Raw genomic sequence first — 23,345 nt, forward strand, 5'->3', positions numbered from 1 at the left:
GGGTGCAACGACCTCCTGCTCCACCCCGTCCGTCGGGGGCCGACCCCCCGGCGCCAACGCAGAGGACCTGTCGTGGCCGTGCCGCCCCTCGCGCCGGCCCGGCCCAGCAACACCGGCCGGGCCGTCCTGCTCGCCGTCTCCGCGACGGCCGCCCTGATGCTGCTCGCCGGCGCCGCCGGCCTGCTGCCGGGCGCGGTCGCGCTCGCACTGGGCGCCGGCGCCGCCGCGCTCTGCGCCTCGGCGTACCTGGTGCGTTCCGCCCTCGACATCCACCACACCGACGGCACCTTCGTGGCCTGCCGCGGCGCCGGCTTCGTCGGGATGGGCGCGCTGGCCACCGCCGTCACCGCGCTGGTGCCGTGGTGGTCCCCGCCCGGCGAGGTGCTCTGGCTGACCGCCGGCCTGGGCACGGCGGCAGGGTGTTACGTGCTCGGCGCCTCGCTGCTGCCCGGCGCGGCGCGCAACTGGCCGATCCGGTTGCGGCGCGGCTTCGACGGGCTGTGCCTCGGCATCAGTGTGGGCTTCGCGGCCTATCTGATCCCGCCGGACGGGCAGCCGCACCGAGCCGCGCTGCCGGCGGTGCTGATCGCCGCGGGCGGCGTCTCGATCGTCGCCGTGGTGGTGCTGCGAGCGCGGCCGCGGCCGGTGCCGGCGGTCTGGTGCGCGGACGGGGCCGGGCTCGTGCTCGCCTCGCTCGCGGCGCTGGCCGAGGTGCTGGCGCTCGGCGTGAGCGGCCCGGCCGTGCCGCTGCTCGGGCTGCCGATGGTGGCCGGCCTGGCCGCGGCGGCCGGTGGCGGCTCCCGCCGGGGCCTGCCGGTCCCGCCCGCCGCGCCGGTCAACCCGGACCGTTACCTGGCGAGCTATCCGCTGCTGGCGGTCCCGGCCGCGGTCGGCGTGGTCGCCGCCGTGTGGCACCTGCTGACCTCGCCCGGCTTCGACACCGAGGGCGTCGTCTTCGCGGTGATCATGATCAGTGTCCTGGTCATGCGGGAGCTGCTGGTGGTCCGCGACATCCGGCTGTACGCGGGGCGGCTGCGCGTCACCGAGGCGCACTTCCGCTCGCTGGTCGCCGGGGCCACCGACCTCACTCTGGTGCTCGACGAGCGGCTCACCGTCCGCTGGCAGTCCCCGGCCGCGGCCCGCCTGTTCGGCCTGCGTGACGATCAGGTGCTGGGCCGGGCGTTCGGCGAGATGATCCACCCCGAGGACGCCGGCGACGCGCTCGCGGTGATCCGCTCGGTGCTCGCCGGTGAGCACGAGGGCGGCCCGCCGGTGCTGGTCAGTGCCAGGCTGCGGGACGGCGCGAGGCTCTGGCGCGACACCGAGTCGACGATCTCCGACCAGCGCGCGGTGCCCGAGGTGGCGGCGCTCGTGGTGCACGTGCGGGACGTCGGCGAGCGCCGTCACCTGGAGCGCACCCTGCACCGCCTGGCGTACCTCGACCAGCTCACCGGCCTGGCCAACCGGCAGGCGCTCATGCGTGACCTGCTCGCCTTCCGCCGCCGCCCCGGGCCGCCCGGCACCCTGCTCGTGATCGACCTGCACGGGCTGGCCGAGGCCAACGACGCGCACGGCCGTGAGGTGGGCGACGCGGTGCTGACCGAGATGGCGCGCCGGCTGCGGTCGCTGACCGGCCCCGACGACGTGCCGGCCCGCCTGGGCGGCGACGAGTTCGCGGTGCTCACGCCGCAGTCGGCCGTTCCGGCGTACGCGCTGGCCACCCGCATCGTGGCGGCCCTCGCCGAGCCGTTCCAGCTGCCCGGGGCGCAGGTCCGCCTGCACACCAGCGTCGGCCTGGCCGAGCTGGCCGGCGCCACCAGGCCGGACGAGGTGCTGCGCCACGCCGACCTGGCCCGCCAGCGCGCCCATCAGCTGGGCCGGGACGCCGTCGAGTGGTACGACCCGGATGTCGAGCTGCTGCTCCAGCGCCGGATGGAGCTGGAACGTCAGCTGCCCGGCGCGGCCGGCCGCGGTGAGCTGGATCTGGTCTTCCAGCCGGTGGCCGCCCTGCGCGACGGCCGCCCGGCCGGCGTCGAGGCGCTGCTGCGCTGGCGGCACCCCGGCCTCGGCACGATCCTGCCGGAGGAGTTCCTGCCGATCGCCGCGGCGCAGAGCATCATCGCCGAGCTCAACGACTGGGCCCTCGACGAGGCCTGCCGCCACCTGCGGAACTGGGCCGGCGACGACGGCGAGTTCTGGGTGTCGGTGAACGTCGGCCCGCGCGAGCTGCTCACCGCCCGCTTCCCGGAACAGGTCGCCGGCACCCTGCGGCGCTACGGCGTCGCCCCGGACAGACTGGTCGTCGAGGTCGCCGAGACGTGGATCGCCGAGGACCTGCCGGCGATCGTCGCCGCCCTCTCCGGCCTGCGCAAACTCGGTGTCCGCGCGGCCCTCGACGACTTCGGCTCCAGCCAGAGCTCACTGGCGAACCTGCGCCGCCTCCCGGTCGACATGCTCAAACTCACCGCGGCGCTGGCCCAGCAGGAGTCCGAGGCGGCGACGATGGAGGTCGTCGTCGGCCTGTCCCGCCGGATCGGCCTCGACCTGGTCGCGAAGGGCCTGGAGACGCCGGAGAGCATCGAGCGCGCGCTGGCCGCCGGATGCCGTTACGGCCAGGGCATCGCCGTCGCCCACCCGGCCCCCGCCGAGCGCATCGAGGCCTACCTCGAAAGCCACAGAGCAGACCGAAACCCCTGATTCAGTACGAAGCTGTCGGCGCTCGTTCTCAGGCGACACGACCAAGCCCCGTGGATGCCCTCGCGACGCCGCCGCTGGTCCCTCCCCAGCCGCGCCTCACCCACCCGGCTGGTTCTCATGGGCGTTATCCGGGACGGATAACGCCCATGAGAACCAGCCGGAACCCCGCGCCCGGCCGCCGGCCCAGCCCGCAGCGAGCGTCGCACTTTCGCGGCATGGGGCGCGCTCCCGCAGTGCGCTCTCGCGGTGTGCGTCGCGGTTTCGCGGCGTGCTCCCGTGGCGTGCGTCGCGCTTCAATTGCGCGGCGGCGCGGTGCTTCCCCGGGGCGTGAGGTGCGCGGTCTGGGCTTTGACGTTGCCGACCTTCTTGCCGTCGACCGCGTTGAGCAACTCCCGCGCGGCCTGCGCGCCATAGCCGGAGACGTCGCGGCTCAGCGCGGTCAGTGGCGGGTGCACCAGGCTGCACAGCGGCGAGTCGTCCCAGGCCACGATCGACAGGTCGCCCGGCACGGACAGGCCCATCTCCTGCGCGACGGCGAGCCCGGCGACCGCCATCACGTCGTTGTCGTAGATGATCGCGGTCGGCCGGTCACCGCCGATCAGCAGGCGCCGGGTGGCCCGGCTGCCCTCCTCGCCGGTGTAGTCGGCGGGCACGGTGACCGCGTCGTGCAGGCCGAGCGACGTGCACACCTCGTTGAACGCTTTCGTCCGGACCTGGGTGTGCAGCAGGTCGGGAACACCGCTGACCCGGGCGATCCTCGAGTGGCCGAGCGCCACGAGGTAGCGCACCGCCTCGGTGATCGCGCCGCCGTCGTCGGACCAGATCTGGGTGACCGGGCTGGGCTCGCCGGAGCCGCCGATCACCACGGCCGGCAGTTGGAGCTGCTGCAGGACGGGGATGCGGATGTCGTTCTGCCGCAGGTCGGTGACGATCACGCCGTCGATGCGGCGCTCGCCCCACCAGCGGCGGTAGACCTCGACCTCCTGCTCGGGGCTGGCCACCACCTGCAGGGTCAGTGCGTACGACTGCGCGCCGAGCTCGGCCTCGAAACCGCTGATCAGGCCCATGAACCAGGGCTCGATGCCGAGGATGCGGGCGGGGCGGCAGAGGGTGAGGCCGACGGCGCGGGCGCGAGCGCCGGAGAGGGCGCGGGCGGCGCTGTTCGCGTTGAAGCCGATCTCCTGCGCGATGGCGAGGATCCGTTTGCGGGTCGCCTCGGAGACTCCGGGCTGACCGTTCAGCGCGTAGGAGACGGCGCCCTTGGACACACCGGCACGGCGGGCGATGTCGGCGATCGTGGGCCGTTTCACGCAGTCCCCTCTGTCGCGACTTTGCCGGTGAGCATATCGGGCGTGGGTCCGGCGTAACCCCAGCGGCACCCGCAGTGTACTTGACCGGTTAAGTCACCGGGAGATCAAACGTGCACCGGAGAAGCGCTCGATACGGACGCCGGGGGCGGACCGGGTCACGCGGTTCATCGATCACGGCGACTAGCCTGCGGCCATGGCACTGCGACCCGACGAATTCCACGAGCACGCGCTCGCTGCGACCGACGACGACCGGCGGCTGCCGCTGGCACGGATGACGATGTGGGACATCAGCCCGTTCGAGCCGGACGGGCTCCGGGTCACCCCGCTGCGCCCGCCGGTCCTGCCGGAGCCGCCGCGCCACGGCGAGAACGGTGCGGACTGCGACGCCTGTGGCATGCGTGACGAGGGCATCTGGCTCGACGACCACTGGCGGCTGATCCGGATCGCCGAGCGCGGGGTGCCGCTGGTCCTGATGCTGCTCCCGCGTGACCACCACGATCTGGCCGACCTGCCCGACGCGCTCGCCGCCGAGCTGGGCGTGCTCACCAAGCACCTCACCGGGCACGTGCAGGCGCTGCCGCACGTCGCGCGGGCGCACGTCTACCGGTTCGGCGACGGGGGCGCGCACCTGCACCTGTGGTTCTTCGCGCGTCCCGAGGGCCAGGGTCAGTTCTGGGGCTCGTGGCTGCCGGTCTGGGACGATCTGCTCCCGGTCTACCCGGAGGACGTGGCCGCGGCGGACGCGGCGACGGTCGCCGAAGCGCTGGTCGCCTCCTACGGTGGCCGTCGCAACGCACCCGCCTGACGCGCCGGGGCGGCTCACGGCCGTACGCGGGAAAGAGAATGCCGGCCAGGGCATGAAGTCCTGGCCGGCATCGTCGCGGTGGCTCCTACTCCGGGACGCGGCGGTAGGCGCCGTCGCTGGCGCTGGTGGCCATCGAGGCGTAGGCGCGCAGAGCGGCGGAGACCGGACGCTGGCGGTCGGCCGGCGTGTACGGCTTCGGCCGCCGCTCCTGCTCGTGCCGGCGCTGGGCCAGCACGTCGTCGTGGACGTTGAGCGTGATGCTGCGGCCCGGGATGTCGATGGTGATCTCGTCACCGGTCTCAACCAGGGCGATCAGGCCGCCGCCGGCCGCCTCGGGGGAGACGTGGCCGATCGACAGGCCGCTGGTGCCGCCGGAGAACCGCCCGTCGGTGATCAGCGCGCACGCCTTGCCGAGGCCGCGGCCCTTCAGGAACGAGGTGGGGTAGAGCATCTCCTGCATGCCCGGCCCACCCTTCGGCCCCTCGTAGCGGATGACCACGACGTCGCCCTCGACGACCTCCTTGCCGAGGATGCCGGTGACCGCGTCGTCCTGCGACTCGTAGACCCGCGCGGGACCGGTGAACTTCCAGATCGACTCGTCGACGCCGGCGGTCTTGACGACGCAGCCGTCGGGCGCGAGGTTGCCGAAGAGGATCGCGAGGCCGCCGTCGACCGTGTACGCGTGCTCGAACGACCGGATGCAGCCGCTCTCGCTGTCGGTGTCGAGCTTGGCCCAGCGGTTCTGGGTGGAGAACGCCTGGGTCGTCCGCACGCCGCCGGGCGCCGCGTGGAACAGCTCCAGCGCCTGCTCGCTAGGCGAATCACCCCGAATGTCCCACTTGTCCAGCCAGGACTCCAAGGACGGCGAGTGCACCGAGCGGACGTCCGTGCGAAGCGCGCCGCCGCGGTGCAGCTCACCCAGCAGGGCCGGGATGCCACCGGCGCGGTGCACGTCCTCCATGTGGTACTTCGGGCTGTTCGGCGCGACCTTGCTCAGGCACGGCACCCGGCGCGAGATCGCGTCGATGTCCGACACGCTGAAGTCGAGCCCGGCCTCGCGGGCCGCGGCCAGCAGGTGCAGCACCGTGTTGGTGGAGCCGCCCATCGCGACGTCCAGGGCGACAGCGTTCTCGAACGCGCTCAGGTTCGCGATCGAGCGCGGCAGCACCGACTCGTCGTTCTTCTCGTAGTAGTCCTTGGCGATCTCGACGATCAGCCGCCCGGCCTCCTCGAAGAGCGCCTTGCGGGACGCGTGCGTGGCCAGCGTCGAGCCGTTGCCCGGCAGCGACAGCCCGATCGCCTCGGTGAGGCAGTTCATCGAGTTGGCGGTGAACATGCCGGAGCACGAGCCGCAGGTCGGGCAGGCCGACCGCTCGATCGTGTCGAGCTGCTCGTCGGTGACGTTGTCGTTGGCCGCCGCGCTCATGGCGTCGACCAGGTCCAGCTTCTCGTGGACGATGCCCTCGATGGCGACCGTCTTGCCGGCCTCCATCGGGCCGCCGGAGACGAAGACCGTCGGGATGTTCAGCCGCAGTGCGGCGATCAGCATGCCCGGGGTGATCTTGTCGCAGTTGGAGATGCAGACCAGGGCGTCGGCACAGTGCGCGTTCACCATGTATTCGACGGCGTCGGCGATCAGCTCGCGGCTGGGCAGCGAGTAGAGCATGCCGCCGTGGCCCATCGCGATGCCGTCGTCGACCGCGATCGTGTTGAACTCGCGCCCGATCCCGCCGGCCTCGAAGATCGCGTCGGCGACCAGACCGCCCATGTCCTTGAGGTGCACATGCCCCGGTACGAACTGGGTGTAGCTGTTGGCGATGGCGACGATCGGCTTGCCGAAGTCGTTGTCGGTCATGCCGGTGGCGCGCCACAGGGCGCGCGCGCCGGCCATGGTGCGACCGTGGGTCGAAGTCCGGGAGCGCAGCTCAGGCATTTCCCCATAGTGCCACCGGCCAGGGCGTCGATCGCCAGTGACGTCCACAGCGCGGGACGCCTTCCTGGGCGGGGAGCCTTCCGGTATCGATGAAGATCCGGCAGAGTGTGTGCGTGCACTCACCGTCCGGTATGGAGCTGGCGGGGCTGGCCGGCCTGCTCGCCGCGGTCCCGGCGGTCGCGCTGCTGGGGCGCTCGGGTCGCCGGCACACCGGCGCGGCCCGCCGGGCACATCTGCTGCTCGCCGCCGGTGGGGCGCTGGTCACCGCGGCCGCCCTGGCCGGCCTGGCCACCGTGTTGCTCACCGAGCACCACCACCAGGACCACGACGCCGTGTCCGGCAGCCGGACGCTCGCCACGCTGATGGCGATCGGGATGGCGTCCGGCACTCTCACCCTGCTGGCCGGCACGATCGCGCTGCCCGGCGCCGCCCGCGGGCCGGCCGCCGCGCTGCGCAACGTGCTGGACGGGCTGGTCATCGCGGCGTCGGTGTGGTTCGTCGGCTGGGTGCTGGTGGCGCGCCCCACCCGGCTGCTCGGCGAGGCCACGCCGTACCAGTGCGCCGCCGTGATCCTCCCGGCCGTGCTGGCCGTGGTCGCGCTGGGCCTGACCGGCGTGCTGGCACTGCACGCGCACCGGCCGCGGCGGCACACCGTGCGGATCGGCCTGGGGGTGAGCCTCACCGCGATCGCCTCGGCCGGGGTGACCAGCGGCATCTGCCGGCGGGCCGACGAGCTGGTGCTGACCTCGGTGCTGCTGCTCAGTGCCGGGCTGATCCTGGTGGCGTGGGCGGTGCGGGCCGCCGACCGCCCGGTCCGCGCGACCGGCGACGTGCTGGAGCGCGGCGGGGCGTACGCGGTGGTCCCGATGCTCTTCGTCGTCGCCGCGCTCGGCTATCACCTGGCCCGCGGCGGCACCCTCGACGCGTACGGGTATTTCGGGATCAGCGTGGAGGGCCTCGCCCTGGTCGCCCGGCAGTTCCTGGCCCTGGACGACGTCCGGCGCTACACGGTGCAGCTGCGGCAACGGGAGAAGCACTTCCGTGACCTGGCGCACACCGACCCGCTGACCGGCCTGGCCAACCGCCGTGGCCTGCAACTGGCGCTGAAGGAGAAGGATCCGCCGACCGCCCTGATCGGCATCGACATGGACGGCTTCAAGACCGTCAACGACCTGCGCGGGCACGACGTGGGCGACGCGGTGCTGGCCGAGGTCGGCGCCCGCCTGGCACGCAACCTGCTGGACGGCGACGTGGCGGCCCGGCTGGGCGGTGACGAGTTCGCGGTCCTGATGCACGGTGACGCGGACGAGGCGGTGCTCGCGGCGCACCGGCTGCTCGCCGTGCTGGGCGAGCCCTACGAGGTGGACGGCGGCCAGATCTACCTCTCCGCCAGCGTCGGCGTGGCCTCCACCGGCGAGCTGCTGCACGACGCGGACCTGGCGCTGCGGTACGCCAAGCAGCGCGGCAAGAACCGGGTCGAGCGGTACCAGGCCGGTTACGACGAGTTGCTGCGCCGCCGGGGCACGCTGACCGGCGAGCTGCGCCACGCGATCGACCGCGACCAGCTGCGCCTGGTGTTCCAGCCGGTGGTGGCCCTGCCGTCGATGCGGCCGGTGGGCGCCGAGGCGCTGCTCCGCTGGACCCACCCGGACCTGGGGCCGGTCCGGCCGGACGAGTTCATCCCGGTCGCCGAGGAGTCCGGCCTGATCAACCGCATCGGCGCCTGGGTGCTGGAGAACGCGTGCCGCCAGCTCGCCGACTGGCTGGCCGCCGGTCACGACATCTGGATGTCGGTGAACCTGTCGCCCAAGGAGCTGCACAACGCCGACTACGCCGCGCAGGTCGCCGACATCCTGGCCGAGCTGGGGGTCCCGCCGCAGCGGCTGGTGCTGGAGGTGACCGAGCACGCGGTCGCCACCGACATGGAGGAGCTGGTGCGGCGGCTCGCCGAGTTGCGCGAGACCGGGGTGCGGATCGCGCTGGACGACTTCGGCGCCGGCTATTCGTCGCTGACCCAGCTGCGCACTCTTCCGGTGGACATTCTCAAGATCGATCACGCGCTGGTGGCCGAGCCGGAGTCCCGCACCGGCACCGCCGCGCCGCTGGTCGACGTGGTGGTCCGGCTGGGTCACCGGCTCGGGCTGGAGGTGCTCGCCGAGGGGATCGGCACGCCGGCCCAGCGCGAGGTGGTCGAGGAGGCCGGTTGCCGGCTCGGCCAGGGCTCGCTCTTCGGCTGGGGCGTGCCCGCGGAGCACTTCCAATCACGCCTCGAATCGTTGCGCCCGGTGGGCCCGCGACCACTCCCGGCCGCACGCACGGGCCCGCCGGCGAACGCGCCGGCCCGCAGTCAGGTGGTGCGACTCGGTCCCGGAATGCGGCAGCTCAGAGCGTTGCTGCCGACCGATCCGGAGTTCACGCCGCCGGCCGTTGATCAAAATGTGGGATCAGTTGACTCAGGCCGTGAGATGGGGCAAGGTTAGCCGCATGTGCTTCGCGTCCCGAGTACTTATCTGAGCGCACCACTCCTCACCGAGGAGGGTGCGCTAGGTCCCGTGCATTCGCACGTGGGCCTTTTTTGTTGCTCGAGTGTCGGACGCCAAACCGAAAAGGTCTGAACTGTCATGACTAGACCCACGCCTGAATCGCTAGCTCATCGAGCCACTCCGGCCACCGTCGCGGCGGCCGTGAACACCGCTCCGGTCTCGACCGCCCCGGTAGCCACCACGGGCGCCGGCGCGCTCGTCCGGTCGCTTGAGGCGCTCGGCGTGGAGGTCGTGTTCGGCATTCCGGGCGGGACGATCCTGCCGGCGTACGACCCGCTGTTCGACTCCACGGTCCGGCACATCCTGGTCCGCCACGAGCAGGGCGCGGGGCACGCCGCGACCGGGTATGCCCAGGCCACCGGCAAGGTCGGGGTGTGCATGGCGACCAGTGGCCCGGGTGCGACGAACCTGGTCACCGCGATCGCCGACGCGTACATGGACTCGGTCCCGATCGTCGCGATCACCGGCCAGGTGTCGCGGGCGGCGATCGGCACGGACGCCTTCCAGGAGGCGGACATCCAGGGCATCACCCTGCCGATCACCAAGCACAACTTCCTCGTGCAGACGCCCGAGGAGCTGCCGCGGATCATGGCGGAGGCGTTCCACCTGGCGGCCACCGGGCGGCCCGGCCCGGTCCTGGTCGACATCCCCAAGGACGTGCAGCAGGCGCAGACCACGTTCGCCTGGCCGCCGACCCTGGACCTGCCGGGTTACCGCCCGACCCTGCACCCGCACGGCAAGCAGATCCGCGAGGCGGCCCGGCTGATCGCCGCGGCCAAGCGCCCGGTGCTGTACGTGGGCGGCGGCGTGCTGAAGGCCGGCGCCACCGACGGGCTGCGCAAGCTGGCCGAGCTGACCGGCATGCCGGTGGTCACCACGCTGATGGCGCTCGGCGCGTTCCCCGACTCGCACCCGCAGCACCTGGGCATGCCCGGTATGCACGGCACCGTCCCGGCGGTCTACGCGCTGCAGAAGGCGGACCTGCTGGTGACGCTCGGCGCGCGGTTCGACGACCGGGTCACCGGCCAGCTGGACTCGTTCGCGCCGGACGCGAAGATCGTGCACGCCGACATCGACCCGGCCGAGATCGGCAAGAACCGGCACGCGGACGTCCCGATCGTCGGCGACGCCCGGCACGTGATCGACGAGCTGATCGCCGCGGTCTCGGCCACCTCCGGCGGGGTCGAGCAGTACCCGGCCTGGTGGACCACGCTCAACGACCTGCGCGAGCGGTACCCGCTGGGCTACGAGGAGCCGACCGACGGCACCCTCGCCCCGCAGTACGTGATCGAGCGGATCGGTGAGCTGGTCGGCCCGGACGCGATCTACTGCGCCGGGGTCGGGCAGCACCAGATGTGGGCCTCGCAGTTCATCAAGTACGAGAAGCCGGGCACCTGGCTCAACTCCGGCGGCGCCGGGACCATGGGCTACGCGGTTCCGGCCGCGATGGGCGCCAAGGTCGGCCGGCCGGACACCCAGGTCTGGGCGATCGACGGCGACGGCTGCTTCCAGATGACCAACCAGGAGCTGGCCACCTGCGCGCTGGAGGGCATCCCGGTCAAGATCGCCGTGATCAACAACGGCAACCTGGGCATGGTCCGCCAGTGGCAGACCCTGTTCTACGACGGGCGCTACTCCAACACCGAGCTGGGCACGCACAAGCACCGGATCCCGGACTTCGTGAAGCTGGCCGAGGCGCTGGGCTGCATCGGCCTGCGCTGCGAGTCGAAGGACGACGTCGACAAGGTCATCAAGCAGGCCATGGAGATCAACGACGCGCCGGTGGTCATCGACTTCACGGTCGGCAAGGACGCCATGGTGTGGCCGATGGTCGCGGCCGGCACCAGCAACGACGAGATCATGTTCGCCCGGGACGTGCGCCCGACCTTCGAAGAGGACGACCTGTGACCACCAAACACACGCTGTCCGTGCTGGTCGAGAACAAGCCCGGCGTGCTCGCCCGGGTGAGCGGCCTGTTCTCCCGGCGCAGCTTCAACATCGACTCCCTGGCGGTCGGCGAGACGGAGAACCCGGACGTCAGCCGCATCACGATCGTGGTGGACGCCGAGTCGTCCCCGCTGGAGCAGGTCACCAAGCAGCTCAACAAGCTGGTGAACGTGCTGAAGATCGTGGAGCTGGACCCGGCGCAGTCGGTCCAGCGTGAGCTCCTGCTGGTCAAGGTGCGTGCTGACCGGGCGCAGCGTGGCCAGGTGCTGGAGACCGTCGAGCTGTTCCGGGCGCGGGTGATCGACGTCGCTCCGGACACCCTGACGATCGAGGCCACCGGTAATCCCGACAAACTGGATGCGTTGCTGCGCGACCTCGAGCCGTACGGCATCAAGGAGATGGTCCAGTCGGGTCTCGTGGCGATCGGCCGCGGCTCCCGCTCCATCACCACGGGCCCCGCGCTCCGTGCCGCCTAGATTTCCCCGAACACAGAGAAGAAGGATTTCATGACCGCCGAAGTGTTTTACGACGACGACGCTGACCTGTCGATCATCCAGGGCAAGAAGGTCGCCGTCATCGGCTACGGCAGCCAGGGCCACGCCCACTCGCTGTCGCTGCGTGACTCGGGCGTCGAGGTCGTGGTCGGTCTGCAGGAGGGTTCCAAGAGCCGTCCGAAGGCCGAGGAGCAGGGCCTGACCGTGAAGACCCCGGCCGAGGCGTCCGCCTGGGCCGACGTGATCATGGTGCTCGCGCCGGACACCGCGCAGCGCAAGATCTACGCCGAGTCGATCGCCCCGAGCCTGTCCGCGGGCAAGGCGCTGTTCTTCGGCCACGGCCTGAACATCCGCTTCGAGCTGATCAAGCCGCCGGCCGACGTGACCGTCGCGATGGTCGCCCCGAAGGGCCCGGGCCACCTGGTGCGCCGGCAGTACGTGGACGGCAAGGGCGTGCCCGCGCTGATCGCCGTCGAGCAGGACCCGGACGGCAACGGCCAGGCGCTCGCCCTGTCGTACGCGAAGGCGATCGGTGGCACCCGCGCCGGCGTCATCAAGACGACGTTCAAGGAGGAGACCGAGACCGACCTGTTCGGCGAGCAGGCCGTGCTCTGCGGCGGCACCGCGGCCCTGGTCCAGACCGGTTTCGAGGTGCTCACCGAGGCGGGTTACGCCCCGGAGATCGCCTACTTCGAGTGCCTGCACGAGCTGAAGCTGATCGTCGACCTGATGTACGAGGGCGGCATCTCCCGGATGCGGTACAGCGTCTCGGACACCGCCGAGTTCGGCGACTACGTCTCCGGCCCGCGCGTGATCAACGCGGAGACCAAGCAGGAGATGAAGCGCATCCTCTCCGACATCCAGACCGGCGAGTTCACCCGCCGCCTGATCGCCGACGACGAGGCCGGCGGCCCCGAGCTCAAGAAGTACCGTGAGCAGGGCGCCGAGCACCCGATCGAGGTCACCGGCAAGAAGCTGCGCGGCATGATGAGCTGGGTCGACCGCCCCATCACCGAAACCGCCTGATCTCGCGAAGAAAGCGCCCGGCCGATCGTGGCCGGGCGCTTTTGCATACCCAGATTCTTATATACGCCGGCCCAGCGGGGCCCAGGCCGCATGCTCCCGCGCGGGCCGGGGCCGGTGATCTGGCCGCTGGCGCGTCCAAAGCGATCACCGGCCCCTTCACTGTCCGCTGTTGGTTCCGGAAACCCTCGATTCCGTGAGTGAACTGAACCGCCGTCGCCGACGCTCCGTACCATTTGTGTCCGTCAATGTGACGAACCTGGATGGAGGGTCCATGACTTCTGTCGTCCTGGTAACCGAGGAGTTGGCGCCCGCCGCGATCGAGGTGCTCACCACGGACTTCGACGTCCGTACGGTGGACGGCACGGACCGGCCCGCGCTGCTGAACGCCCTGAACGAGGCCGAGGCGGTGATCGTCCGGAGCGCCACCCGGATCGACGCCGAGGCCCTGGAGTCCGCACCACACCTGCGCGTCGTGGCGCGGGCCGGGGTGGGGCTCGACAACGTCGACATCCCCGCCGCCACCGCCCGCGGGGTGCTAGTGGTCAACGCGCCCACCAGCAACATCATCTCGGCCGCGGAGCAGGCGGTGGCGCTGCTGCTGACCACGGCACGGCACACCGCCAGCGCCAGCGCGGCACTCAAGGCCGGGAAGTGGCGGCGCTCGGCGTACACCGGTGTCGAAGTGCACGGCAAGACCGTCGGTGTGGTCGGTCTGGGCCGGATCGGGGTGCTGGTGGCCCAGCGGATGGCCGCCTTCGGGACCGAGGTGATCGCGTACGACCCGTACGTGCAGCCGGCCCGCGCCGCGCAACTCGGCGTCCGGCTGGTCACCCTGGACGACCTCGTCCGGGAGAGTGACTTCATCTCGGTGCACCTGCCCCGCACGCCGGAGACGATCGGCCTGATCGGCGAGAAGGAGCTGGCAACCGTCAAGCCGGGGGTACGGATCGTGAACGCGGCTCGCGGCGGCCTGGTCGACGAACGCGCGCTGGCCGAGGCGATCGCCGACGGCCGGGTCGCGGGCGCCGGACTGGACGTGTTCGAGACCGAGCCGCTGACCTCGTCACCGCTGTTCGCCTTCGACACCGTGACGGTCACCCCGCACCTGGGCGCGTCGACGGTCGAGGCGCAGGACAAGGCCGGCCTCGCCGTGGCGCGCAGCGTGCGGCTGGCGCTGCGCGGCGAGTTCGTGCCCGAGGCGGTGAACGTGCGCGCCGGCGGGGCGGTGGACGAGGACGTACGGCCACTGCTGCCGTTGGCGGAGAAGCTCGGGCGGGTGTTCACCGCGGTCGCCGGTGGGGTCGCCGCCCGGATCACCGTCGAGGTGCGCGGCGAGGTCGCCACCCACGACGTCGGCGTGCTCGGCCTGGCCACCACGAAAGGCCTCTTCACCTCCGTCGTGGAGGAGCGGGTCACCTACGTGAACGCGCCGGCGCTGGCCGCCGGGCGGGGCGTCGCGGTGGAGCTGGCGACGTCGGAGGACGCCGGCGAGCACGCGAGCCTCATCGTGGTCCGGGGCGCGCTCGCCGACGGGCGCACGTTCGCGGTGGCCGGGGCCGGGGGGAAACTCGTCGAGGTCGACGGGTTCGAGCTGGACCTGCCTGCCGACGGGGTGCTGCTGTTCTTCCGCTACCGGGACCGGCCGGGCGTGGTCGGGCGGATCGGCACGATGCTGGGCCTGGCCGGGGTGAACATCGCGGCCATGCAGGTGGCCCGGCGCGCGGCCGGCGGGGAGGCGCTGATGACGCTGACCGTGGACGGTTCGGTCGACCCCGAGCTGCTGGCCGGCGTCGCCCGCGACATCGGCTCGTCCCTGTCGTCCGCCGTGGACCTGCGCGCCGACTGAGTGCGCCGATCCGCTCGTCCGCGGTGGACCCGCGCTCACCACGGGACCCGTTCTGTTCGCCTGCCGCCGGTCCGGCTCAGCCGGGCCGGCGGAGCTCCACCGCCGTACCGTAATCATCCTGGGGATTTTCTTCTTGGCGGTTTTCCCCGGATCGGGTCAGCGGCCGCTCCGGACCGGCGGCGGGTACACCGTGCCGTCCTGAAGATCCAGAAGGTCCAGGTTCAGCTCGGCGGCCAGCCGCTCGATCGTCTCCAGCACCGCATCCGGGCAGTTCTCGTCCAGCCGCATCTGGATGTGGTCCGCCGCGGCGTGCAGCGGCGAGCTGGCCCAGGGCGATCCGGGGGCCGTCGCGCGCGGCCCACGATCCGGATAACTGCTGGTCAGGGCATCATAGAAGGCGACAACGCGCGGGTCGGCCGGGCGTTGCGGGTGTACGCCCTCGGCGCACCGAGCATTGGCGGCGCGCACCTGGTCCGGGGCCGCCGCGGGGTCCATCGCCCACACCACTAGGTCGAAACTCACCGGCGCATGGTGCCATCAGAGGGGCTCCGGTCGCCGAACCCGTGGGCCGACACGCGGGGATGCGTCTTGCGCGTCTTTAGTCCGCATCGCTAGCGTTGGTCCCGGCCGCACGTCCTTGGGTGGACTCGTCTTCGGGTGACGGAGTCTGTCGCGGGTCGCGCGGTCAAGAATTCGGCGGGACCGAGCCACGCGTACTCGTCGCAGCAGCCCCCGTGATCGTTTGCCGCGATCCGGGGGCTGTTCGTTTCCCGAGTGGTTCAGATTCTGAGACCGCCGTTCCGGCTTTCGGGAAGCCGCGTTACGGTGTGTGGTGTTCATCCGGACGGGGCAGGGGAGTCGAATCGTGAGCGTGGCGCGGATCGCGGTGGTGGCCGGCGACGGCATCGGAACCGAGGTGACCGCGCAGGCGCGCAAGGTGATCGACGCGGTTCTGCCCGGTGCCGACTACAACGAGTACGACCTGGGCGCCCGCCTCTACAACCGCACCGGCGAGGTCCTGCCCGCGTCGGTCCAGACCGAGCTGGCCGGCCACGACGCGATCCTGCTGGGCGCGATCGGCGACCCGAGTGTCCCGCCGGGCGTCCTGGAGCGCGGCCTGCTGCTGAAGCTCCGGTTCGACTTCGATCAGTATGTGAACCTGCGCCCCTCCAAGCTCTGGCCCGGCACCACCAGCCCGCTCGCCGGGGTGAAGCCCGGTGAGATCGACATGGTCGTGGTCCGGGAGGGCACCGAGGGCCTCTACGTCGGCGCCGGCGGCGTCCTGCACAAGGACACCCCCGCCGAGATCGCCACCGAGGAGAGCCTGAACACCCGGCACGGCGTCGAGCGGGTCATCCGGGACGCGTTCGACCGCGCCCAGCGCCGCGACCGCAAGCACGTGACCCTGGTCCACAAGACCAACGTGCTCACCCACGCCGGCAACCTGTGGTCCCGCACGTTCGCCGCGGTCGCCGCCGAGTTCCCCGGCGTCACCACGGAATACCAGCACATCGACGCGGCCAGCATGTTCATGGTCAGCAACCCGCAGCGCTTCGACGTGGTCGTCACCGACAACCTGTTCGGCGACATCCTCACCGACATCGCCGCCGCCGTCACCGGTGGCATCGGCATGGCCGCCAGCGGCTCGGTCAACCCGGAGCGCAAGTTCCCGTCGACGTTCGAGCCGGTGCACGGCTCCGCGCCGGACATCGCCGGCCAGGGCATCGCCGACCCGGCCGCGGCCATCCTCTCCGCGGCGCTGCTGCTGGAGCACCTGGGCCGGCACGCCGAGGCCGCGCGAGTAACCGAGGCGGTCGCGGCCGAGGTCGCGTCCCGCACGCCGGGCGCGCCGCTGCGTACCGCCGAGGTCGGCGACCGGGTCGCCGCAGCCGTCTGACCCACGGCCACGTCACCGGTGTGATCGGCTACCGTCCGGTAGCCCCCTGAGCGGAGCATCGGTTCGTCTCGCGAAGCCTCGCGGTCGTTGTTTTAACGACCGTTCGGGGTAGATTCATGGGCGCACCACGGGTGCCCCTCGCATGCTTATTCTCCGCAGAAAGCAGGTCCCTTTGCCATGAGCGGTGGTGACAGCCTCGACTTCGAGATCCGCCCGAATCCGGCTCCCGTAACGGACGCCGAGCGTGCCGCGCTGCTGGCCAACCCCGGGTTCGGCAGGGTCTTCACGGACCACATGGTCACCGTGCGCTACGCCGACGGTAAGGGGTGGTATGAGCCCCGCGTCGAGGCCCGCGCACCGATCCCGATGGATCCGGCCAGCGCCGTGCTGCACTACGCGCAGGAGATCTTCGAGGGCCTGAAGGCGTACACGCTGCCCGACGGCGGCGTCGCGATGTTCCGCCCGGAGGCGAACGCCGCCCGGTTCGCCCAGTCCGCCCAGCGGATGGCGATGCCGGCGCTGCCCGAGGAGATCTTCCTCAAGTCGCTGCACGAGATCATCTCGATCGACCGGCAATGGATCCCCGGGGGCGAGGACGGCAGCCTCTACCTGCGGCCGTTCGCCTACGCCAGCGAGGTCTTCCTCGGCGTGCGCCCGTCCCTGGAATACCTCTACCTGGTCATCGCGTCCCCGGTCGGGCCGTACTTCTCCGGCGGCGTCAAGCCGGTCTCGGTCTGGGTCACTCCGGACTACACCCGCGCGGCCCCCGGTGGCACCGGCGCGGCCAAGTGCGGCGGCAACTACGCGGCCGGCCTCTCCGCCCAGGCCGAGGCCATCGAGCACGGCTGTGACCAGGTCGTCTACCTCGACGCGGTGGAGCGCAAGTACATCGACGAGCTCGGCGGCATGAACGTCTTCCTCGTCCTCGACGACGGCTCCCTGGTCACCCCGCCGCTGACCGGCACGATCCTGCCCGGCATCACCCGCGACTCGGTGATCAAGCTGGCCGAGCGGGCCGGTCGCCGCGTCGAGGAACGCGCGATCAGCCTGCAGGAGTGGCGCGACGGTGCCGCCTCCGGTCGCGTCCGCGAGGCGTTCGCCTGCGGCACCGCCGCGGTGATCACCCCGATCGGCACGATCAAGAGCCTCGACGGCGACTTCACCGTCGCCGACGGCGGCCCCGGCGAGGTCACGATGGGCCTCCGCAAGGAGCTCGTCGACATCCAGCGCGGCCGCGCCGAGGACACGTTCGGCTGGGTCCACCGGGTCTTCTGACGCCGCTGCACCGCCCACCGCAACCGCCGATCAGCGGTTGCGGTGGGCTTTTCGCTTTCTGCCACCTCCACTCCCGCTCCGTCCCATCTCCCGGTACGGCCGTCGAACGCCCCGATCGCGCCTGTGGCGCGCATGACATCGTGTCGCGCGACTAGTTTTCGGGCGACAAGTTGGCTAGCGTCAATGACATGCCCACGCAGCTGCACGAAACTCTCATCGAGATGTTCCGGGATCGGCCGGCATTCGCTGCGGACCTACTCGATCAGACATTGCGAATACCGGTGCCGGACTTCGACGAGGCGCGCCTGTCCTCCGCCGATCTGAACGATGTCGCGCCCACCGAGTACCGAGCCGACGCGGTCGTCACCCTCACCCAGGCGGGCGCTGCCGTGCTCGCGGTCATCATCGAGGTCCAGCTCGGCGTCGACCGCCGTAAACGCCTTTCCTGGCCGGCCTACATAGCCACTCTGTATGCCCGGCTGGCCTGTCCGGTCGCGTTGCTGGTGGTCTGCCCGCTCCGGGTCGTCGCCAAGTGGGCGGCGGCACCGATCGCCATCGGCCCACCCGGATCGATCGCGATCCCGATGGCGCTCGGTCCCGAACAGGTGCCGGTCATCACCGATGCCGGCCAGGCTCGCCGCCAGCCCGAGCTGGCAGTGTTGTCCACCCTCGCCCACCCGAACCATCCGGATCAGAACGCACTGTTCGAGGCTCTGTTCGCCGGGCTCGACGCCCTCAATCCCGACCGTGCCGCTCTATACACTGACCTCATGCTTGTGGCGCTGCCGATGGCGGCCCGGAAGTCCCTGGAGGAGTTCATGGCTACCGCAAGTCGCACCTACCAGAGCGAATTCGCCCGTCGTTACTTCTCCGCAGGGGAGGCCAAGGGCGAGGCCAAAGGCGAGGCGAAGGGCAAAGCCGAGGCGGTCCTCACCATCCTGGAAACCCGGGGAATCGACCTGTCGGAGGCGGCCCGGGCGGAGATCATCGCCTGCACCGATTCGGACCGGTTGACCGGCTGGATCCAGCAGGCCCTGACGGCTCAGACGCTGGACGACATGGAGATCTGGTAACACCCCGGACGACCGGTCTCATGGACGGTGCCGCCACCCATGAGACCGGGTCCCGCCCGGCGAGGCGCCGAGCCGGACGGTCGGTGGCCGGTCAGTCCTCCAGCAGGTGGCGGCGCATCGCGGTGAGCTCGGCGTCGGTGAGGCCGAGCTCGCGGACGTAGTCCTCGACCGAGCCGTGCAGGGCACGCAGGTCGTCGAGGAACAGCAGCATCGCGGCGGGCGGTGAGTCGAACATGTGCTCGTTACCCCGTACCGCATCGGGGTCGGTCTTCAGCAGGTAATCCGTGAGGCGTGCCATCGCGCCGGTGGTGAGCGCGTAATCCGCGGCGATGTTCTCGTCCGAGACCCCGAGCAGTGACAACGTCAGCGCGCAGATCGTGCCGGTCCGGTCCTTGCCGGCCATGCAGTGCACGACCACCGGCGCGGCGTCCGGGTCGGCGATCAGGCGCAGCGACTCCAGGATGCCCTCGCGCCCGTCCTCGGCGAAGTTCAGGTACCTGTCGGCGAGCCAGCGCTCGTGGACCGTCCCCTCGGGGTGCGCGATCTCGTCCCAGTCGACGTGCTTGATGACCAGGTTGCGGTAGTCGAGCCCGTAGCGCTCGGGGACGCGGCCGAACTTCTCGATCTCGAACGGGCGTCGCAGGTCGATGACCGTCCGGACGCCCAGGGCCGTGAAGGCGGCGGTGTCGGCCTCGTCGATCCGGTGCAGCGAGTCGGCCCGGAAGAGCCGCCGCCATCGCACCGTCCGCCCGTCGAGGCCGGTGTAACCACCGACGTCGCGGAAGTTGTAGGTCGCGGAGAAGCCGAGGTTTCGCGAGTACTGTTCAGCAACCACCCGCCCAACCTATCTTCCGGGGTCGATTGCTCGACCCCGGAGGTCGGCTGTCTCAGAGGCGGTCGCCGTCGGGGGACCAGACCACGCCGCGCGGGGCGACCACGTCGGTGCCCGGTGGCATCTCGATCCCGCGATCCAACTCGTCGTACTTCGGTCCTACCTCAGGATGGAGCCCGTCATGATCAGCGGACATGACCTGGTCCTGGTCGTCGCGGGCGACGCCGGCCCGGTGGTGCGGGGTTTCCTCGACGGCTGGGCTGCCCGATGGCCGCAGATGCGGGTCGCTGCCGGAGCGGAGGCCGTGAACGGTTTCGGCTCCTGGCCCGAGCGGGCGGCTCAGGTGCCGGCGGGCACCGGTGAGGTGCTGGTCGCCCGCGACACCGCGATGGAGTCGGGGTGGGACGACCGGGGATACGCGCCGGACCGTCGGGGCGAGGGGCCGTTCGCCCTGTATTACCGGCCGCTCACCCGGCTCACCACCGAGGTGATGGCGCACCAGGATCCGTACGAGCGCACTGGTTTCCGGTTCGATCCCTACCCGATGGTGCTGGCCGGGCCGGGCATGTCGTTGCTCACCCTGGTGGCGCCGGAGCCCGACGGGGATTTCACGAAGGCTTTGCTGGCGGCGCTGGTGAGCAGCGTTCCGGGACCGCCCCTGGGCGACGCGCGATGAGGAACGGCCGGGCCGGCTGACCGCCGGCCCGGCCGCCGCGCCGTCCCAGGTTGTGGGTTTTTCCGTCTCACGGTGTGTGTGCGTGGCATGCTACGAACCGTGACCCACCTCGTGCTGATTATTCGCACCTAGCGCGCCGGCTGACGACTTCGCCGACGCGCAGACCTCCCGCATCCGCGGGGGGTCTTTTTGTTGTGGTGTGGGTGACCGACTGAAAGGACCTCCCCGATGAACTACCAGGTGTTCGACACGACGCTGCGCGACGGCGGGCAGCGCGAGGGAATCAGCTACACGGTCGCCGACAAACTCGCCGTCGCGCGGCTGCTCGACGAGTTCGGCGTCGGCTTCATCGAGGGTGGCTGGCCGGGCGCCATGCCCAAGGACACCGAGTTCTTCGAACGGGCGAAGACCGAGCTGGAATTGAAGAACGCGGTCCTGGTGGCGTTCGGCGCGACCCGCAAGGCCGGTGTCGACGTGACCGCCGACGCGCAGGTCAAAGCGCTGCTGGACGCCGGGACGCCGGTGGTCTGCGTGGTGGCCAAGTCGGATGTCCGGCATGTGGAGCGGGCGCTGCGCACCACGCCGGAGGAGAACCTGGCGATGGTCCGGGACACCGTCGAGCACCTGGTCGCCAACGGGCGCCGCGCGTTCGTGGACTGTGAGCACTTCTTCGACGGCTTCCGCTTCGACCCGGAGTACACCGCGTCCGTGGTGCGCACCGCGATCGACGCCGGCGCCGAGCGCGTGGTCATGTGCGACACCAACGGCGGCATGCTCCCCTCGATGATCACGAAGGCGGTCACCGAGGTCGTCGAGCGGGCCGGGGTGAGCGCCGACCGGCTCGGCATCCACTGTCAGAACGACACCGCCTGCGCGGTCGCGAACACGATCGCCGCGGTCGAGGCCGGGGTGAAGCACTTCCAGTGCACCGCGAACGGATACGGCGAGCGCCCCGGCAACGCCGACCTGTTCGCCGTGGTCAGCAACCTGCAACTCAAGCTCGGGCTGAAGGTCCTACCGGACGGATGCCTGGAGAAGGCGACGCGGGTCTCGACCGCGCTCGCCGAGATCGCCAACATCGCCCCCGACACCCACCAGGCCTATGTCGGGGCCGCGGCGTTCGCCCACAAGGCGGGCCTGCACGCGAGCGCGATCAAGGTGGATCCGCTGCTCTACAACCACGTCGACCCGTCGGTTGTCGGCAACGACATGCGGATCCTGGTGACCGAGATGGCCGGCCGGGCCAGCATCGAGCTCAAGAGCCGTGAGCTCGGCATCGACCTGGCCGGCCATCCGGAAACGCTCTCCACCGTCACCCAGCGGGTGAAGGACCTGGAGGCGGTCGGCTGGTCCTTCGAGGCCGCTGACGCCTCGTTCGAGCTGCTGGTCCGCGGCGAGCTCCCGGGCGACGACGTCAGCACGCCGTTCACCCTGGAGTCGTACCGGGTGCTCGTCGAGCACCGCGAGGACGGCAAGGTGATCTCCGAGGCGACGGTGAAGGTGCGGGTGAAGGGCGAGCGCGTGATCGCGACCGCCGAGGGCAACGGCCCGGTCAACGCGCTCGACGAGGCGTTGCGCACCGCGCTCTCCAACCACTACCCGGCACTGAAGTCGTTCGAGCTGACCGATTTCAAGGTACGGATCCTGGAAGGCACCCACGGCACCAACGCGATCACCCGCGTCCTGCTGGACACGGGCGATCACCAGCGCGAATGGACCACTGTCGGCGTGCACGAGAACATCGTCGAGGCGAGCTGGACCGCCCTGGTCGACGCCCTGACCTACGGCCTGGCCAAGAGCTGAGCGGAGCGGGCGGCGGCGACCGCGCTGATCAGTGCGATCGCCTCCGCCCCCGGCATCGGATCCAACTGCCGACCGTCGCGCAGCCGCAGCGAGACGAGGCCTTCCTCCCGGGCGCCGATCACCGCGATGTAGGGAACCTTCCGAAGCGCGGCCTCCCGGATGCGTGCGCCCAGCGAGCCGTCGTGGTGCACCGAGACCCGCAGGCCCGCGGCGATCGCCTCGTCGGCGAACGACGACGGCACCAACGGCAGGACGGCGAGCTGGACGGGGGCGTACCAGACCGGGAACGCCCCGCCGTGCTCCTCGATGAGCTGCCCGAACAGCCGCTCCATCGAACCGGCGAGACTGCGGTGCACCATCACCGGGCGGGCCTTCGCGCCGGACGCGTCGACGTAGGACAGGTCGAACCGCTCCGGCTGGTGGAAGTCGATCTGGACGGTGGCGATGGTCCATTCCCGCCCGGCCGCGTCGACGACCTGCACGTCGATCTTCGGGCCGTAGAACGCGGCTTCTCCGGCTTTCACGTCGTACGCCATCGCCGCGTCGGAAAGCGCGCCCCGCAGCAACGCCTCCGATTGGGCCCAGTTCGCGTCGTCGCCGCCGTATTTCTTGCCCGGCCCGCGCAGCGAGAGCTGACAGCTCGCCGGCCGGAGGCCGAGCGCCGCGTGCGATTCCCGCATCAGTCGCAGCACGCCGGCCACCTCCTGCGCGGCCTGCGCGGGTGCGCAGAAGATGTGCGAGTCGTTCAGCGCTATCGACCGGACCCGGGAAAGACCGCCGAGCACGCCGGAGCGCTCCTGGCGATACATCTGCCCCAATTCCGCGATTCTCAAGGGCATTTCCCGGTACGACCGTTGCCGCGCCTTGAAGATCAGCGCGTGATGGGGGCACAGGCTCGGTCGCAGCATCAGTTCGTCCTCACCGACCGGCATCGGCGGGAACATGTCGCCGGCGAAGTTCGCCAGGTGCCCGGAGCGCTCGTACATCGCACGTCTGCCCAGCGCCGGGGAGTAGACGTGCTGATAGCCGTTGCGCCGTTCCAGCTCGTAGAGATACGACTCGATCTCACGACGCGCGGCGGCGCCGGCCGGCAGCCAGAACGGCAGCCCGGCGCCGATCATCGGGTCGGAATCGAAGAGGTCCAGCTCGCGGCCGAGTTTACGGTGGTCGATCATGACGGGTCTCCTT

The 23,345-nt window shown here is 71.0% G+C and carries 18 protein-coding genes; 12 read left to right on the forward strand and 6 right to left on the reverse strand.

All coding sequences use genetic code 11. The annotated features are described in order from the left end of the window. Window positions 1-72 precede the first annotated feature (72 nt). On the forward strand, window positions 73-2,697 hold the full coding sequence (locus Acy02nite_RS29690; RefSeq protein ID WP_203746803.1) for a putative bifunctional diguanylate cyclase/phosphodiesterase: 2,625 nt from the start codon (window positions 73-75) through the stop codon (window positions 2,695-2,697). A gap of 293 nt (window positions 2,698-2,990) precedes the next feature. On the opposite strand, the gene Acy02nite_RS29695 is transcribed toward Acy02nite_RS29690, so the two are convergent. After that, entirely contained in the window at window positions 2,991-4,007 is a 1,017-nt protein-coding gene (locus tag Acy02nite_RS29695) for a LacI family DNA-binding transcriptional regulator (protein ID WP_203746805.1), read from the reverse strand. Window positions 4,008-4,200: 193 nt separating this feature from the next. Between Acy02nite_RS29695 and Acy02nite_RS29700 the strand changes: the two genes are divergently transcribed. Further along, window positions 4,201-4,812 carry an HIT family protein gene (locus tag Acy02nite_RS29700; RefSeq protein WP_203746806.1) on the forward strand — a complete coding sequence of 204 codons (612 nt, stop codon included), beginning with the start codon at window positions 4,201-4,203 and terminating at the stop codon, window positions 4,810-4,812. An 85-nt stretch (window positions 4,813-4,897) separates the two neighbouring features. Here Acy02nite_RS29700 and ilvD read toward each other — a convergent pair whose 3' ends face one another. Next, the gene (gene ilvD, locus Acy02nite_RS29705) at window positions 4,898-6,745 is read right to left on the reverse strand and encodes a dihydroxy-acid dehydratase (protein ID WP_203746807.1); all 1,848 of its coding nucleotides are present in this window, start codon (window positions 6,743-6,745) and stop codon (window positions 4,898-4,900) included. An 89-nt stretch (window positions 6,746-6,834) separates the two neighbouring features. Between ilvD and Acy02nite_RS29710 the strand changes: the two genes are divergently transcribed. From Acy02nite_RS29710 to serA, 5 genes are all read left to right on the forward strand, one after another. Next, entirely contained in the window at window positions 6,835-9,225 is a 2,391-nt protein-coding gene (locus tag Acy02nite_RS29710; RefSeq protein ID WP_425548257.1) for a putative bifunctional diguanylate cyclase/phosphodiesterase, read from the forward strand. Window positions 9,226-9,366: 141 nt separating this feature from the next. Beyond that, the gene (locus Acy02nite_RS29715; protein WP_203746808.1) at window positions 9,367-11,196 is read left to right on the forward strand and encodes an acetolactate synthase large subunit; all 1,830 of its coding nucleotides are present in this window, start codon (window positions 9,367-9,369) and stop codon (window positions 11,194-11,196) included. Next, window positions 11,193-11,711, forward strand: coding sequence for an acetolactate synthase small subunit (ilvN, locus tag Acy02nite_RS29720; protein ID WP_122980997.1), 519 nt, complete (start codon window positions 11,193-11,195; stop codon window positions 11,709-11,711). The genes Acy02nite_RS29715 and ilvN overlap by 4 nt, the downstream gene beginning before the upstream one ends. 30 nt (window positions 11,712-11,741) lie before the next feature. Beyond that, window positions 11,742-12,755, forward strand: coding sequence for a ketol-acid reductoisomerase (gene ilvC, locus Acy02nite_RS29725; RefSeq protein ID WP_203746809.1), 1,014 nt, complete (start codon window positions 11,742-11,744; stop codon window positions 12,753-12,755). A gap of 271 nt (window positions 12,756-13,026) precedes the next feature. Continuing rightward, window positions 13,027-14,601 carry a phosphoglycerate dehydrogenase gene (gene serA, locus Acy02nite_RS29730; protein WP_203746811.1) on the forward strand — a complete coding sequence of 525 codons (1,575 nt, stop codon included), beginning with the start codon at window positions 13,027-13,029 and terminating at the stop codon, window positions 14,599-14,601. A 156-nt stretch (window positions 14,602-14,757) separates the two neighbouring features. Here serA and Acy02nite_RS29735 read toward each other — a convergent pair whose 3' ends face one another. Beyond that, entirely contained in the window at window positions 14,758-15,096 is a 339-nt protein-coding gene (locus tag Acy02nite_RS29735; RefSeq protein WP_425548259.1) for a hypothetical protein, read from the reverse strand. A gap of 370 nt (window positions 15,097-15,466) precedes the next feature. Between Acy02nite_RS29735 and Acy02nite_RS29740 the strand changes: the two genes are divergently transcribed. The 3 genes from Acy02nite_RS29740 to Acy02nite_RS29750 all read left to right on the forward strand — a co-directional run bounded on the left by Acy02nite_RS29740 (window position 15,467) and on the right by Acy02nite_RS29750 (window position 18,846). Continuing rightward, window positions 15,467-16,498, forward strand: coding sequence for a 3-isopropylmalate dehydrogenase (locus Acy02nite_RS29740; protein ID WP_203746826.1), 1,032 nt, complete (start codon window positions 15,467-15,469; stop codon window positions 16,496-16,498). Between the two features lie 177 nt (window positions 16,499-16,675). Further along, window positions 16,676-17,773 carry a branched-chain amino acid aminotransferase gene (locus tag Acy02nite_RS29745; protein WP_203746828.1) on the forward strand — a complete coding sequence of 366 codons (1,098 nt, stop codon included), beginning with the start codon at window positions 16,676-16,678 and terminating at the stop codon, window positions 17,771-17,773. A gap of 188 nt (window positions 17,774-17,961) precedes the next feature. Then, window positions 17,962-18,846, forward strand: a complete 885-nt coding sequence (locus tag Acy02nite_RS29750) for a hypothetical protein (RefSeq protein ID WP_203746830.1) — start codon at window positions 17,962-17,964, stop codon at window positions 18,844-18,846. Between the two features lie 91 nt (window positions 18,847-18,937). Here Acy02nite_RS29750 and Acy02nite_RS29755 read toward each other — a convergent pair whose 3' ends face one another. Beyond that, entirely contained in the window at window positions 18,938-19,681 is a 744-nt protein-coding gene (locus Acy02nite_RS29755; RefSeq protein WP_203746832.1) for a tyrosine-protein phosphatase, read from the reverse strand. A gap of 52 nt (window positions 19,682-19,733) precedes the next feature. Continuing rightward, entirely contained in the window at window positions 19,734-19,874 is a 141-nt protein-coding gene (locus tag Acy02nite_RS29760) for a hypothetical protein (protein WP_203746834.1), read from the reverse strand. On the opposite strand from Acy02nite_RS29760, the gene Acy02nite_RS29765 reads away from it, so the two are divergent. Then, window positions 19,860-20,354: a hypothetical protein gene (locus Acy02nite_RS29765; protein ID WP_203746836.1), complete on the forward strand. Its 495-nt coding sequence runs from the start codon at window positions 19,860-19,862 to the stop codon at window positions 20,352-20,354. The genes Acy02nite_RS29760 and Acy02nite_RS29765 overlap by 15 nt on opposite strands. Before the next feature lie 228 nt (window positions 20,355-20,582). Continuing rightward, window positions 20,583-22,157, forward strand: coding sequence for a citramalate synthase (gene cimA, locus Acy02nite_RS29770; RefSeq protein WP_203746838.1), 1,575 nt, complete (start codon window positions 20,583-20,585; stop codon window positions 22,155-22,157). Here the strand turns inward: cimA and thrS are convergent. Continuing rightward, window positions 22,136-23,332 (reverse strand): threonine--tRNA ligase, encoded by a 1,197-nt coding sequence (gene thrS / locus Acy02nite_RS29775; protein WP_203746840.1) that lies wholly within the window; start codon window positions 23,330-23,332, stop codon window positions 22,136-22,138. The genes cimA and thrS overlap by 22 nt on opposite strands. Between the last annotated feature and the right edge of the window lie 13 nt (window positions 23,333-23,345).

This window comes from Actinoplanes cyaneus (assembly GCF_016862095.1).
In the GTDB taxonomy this organism is placed as follows: Bacteria; Actinomycetota; Actinomycetes; order Mycobacteriales; family Micromonosporaceae; genus Actinoplanes; species Actinoplanes cyaneus.